We start from the raw sequence: 980 nt of genomic DNA, 5'->3' as shown, positions 1-980 counted from the left end.
TTTAAGTATCTGAAATTTAAATAATTAACACCAAAACACTTGTTTATTATGGAAGATAAAGTTACTGAAATATTCTTTTATGTGGATGAATTTTGCATTGAATGGTATAAAGCTTTGATGGGACACCAATTAGCTGAAAATACATCAAAGAATAAGCGTAATAAACCTTGTAAGATGTCAGATTCTGAGGTTATAACAATTATGATTCTATTTCATTTATCCCATTATCGAAATATTAAAAACTTCTATCTTAAACATATTCAGAAAAATATGAGATCAGAATTTCCACGAACTGTATCTTATAACCGTTTTGTTGAGTTACAACAAAAAGCATTAATGCCAATGGCTTTGTTCTTAAAAATGATGCGCCTCGGAGACTGTACAGGTATTTCTTTTGTTGATTCTACACCAATTAGAGTATGCCATAATAAACGCATATTAAATCATAAGGTATTTGATGGCATAGCCTCCAGAGGCAAGTCAACAATGGGTTATTTCTTTGGATTTAAGCTTCATATTGTAATTAATGACAAAGGCGAAATAATTGATTTTGTACTAACTACTGGCAATGTTGATGATCGTGCTCCGCTAAAGGAAGAAAGTTTTCTCAAGCGAATATTTGGAAAATTATTTGCAGACAAGGGGTATATCGGTCAAAAGTTATTCGAACAGTTATTTATCAATGGAATTCATCTTATTACTGGAATGCGTAAGAACATGAAGAACAGTTTAATGTCTATAAATGATAAGATTTTACTTCGTAAACGTTCTATTATTGAAACTATTAATGATGAACTTAAGAACATCTGTCAGATAGAACACTCAAGACATAGATCAGTAACTAATTTTCTAACAAATCTGATATCCGCTCTTTTAGCGTACTCTTTCTTACCGAAAAAACCTTCAATTAAATATGAAACAGAGCCAACTTATGGGCAATTAGCTCTGTTTTAAGAATTCTCTTATATCGAACTCAGGTT

General features: G+C 30.9%; 1 protein-coding gene. It reads left to right on the top strand.

What is annotated here, in order from left to right:
* The first annotated feature begins 48 nt into the window (after positions 1–48).
* Positions 49–954, top strand: a complete 906-nt coding sequence (locus ACRD62_RS22440; RefSeq protein ID WP_430822319.1) for an IS982 family transposase — start codon at positions 49–51, stop codon at positions 952–954.
* The last annotated feature ends 26 nt before the right edge of the window (positions 955–980 follow it).

The sequence above is a fragment of the Carboxylicivirga caseinilyticus genome, from assembly GCF_050589785.1.
GTDB lineage: Bacteria > Bacteroidota > Bacteroidia > Bacteroidales > Marinilabiliaceae > Carboxylicivirga > Carboxylicivirga caseinilyticus.
The sequence above is the reverse complement of the archived record's forward strand: the minus strand, read 5'-3'. Positions and strand labels throughout refer to the sequence as shown.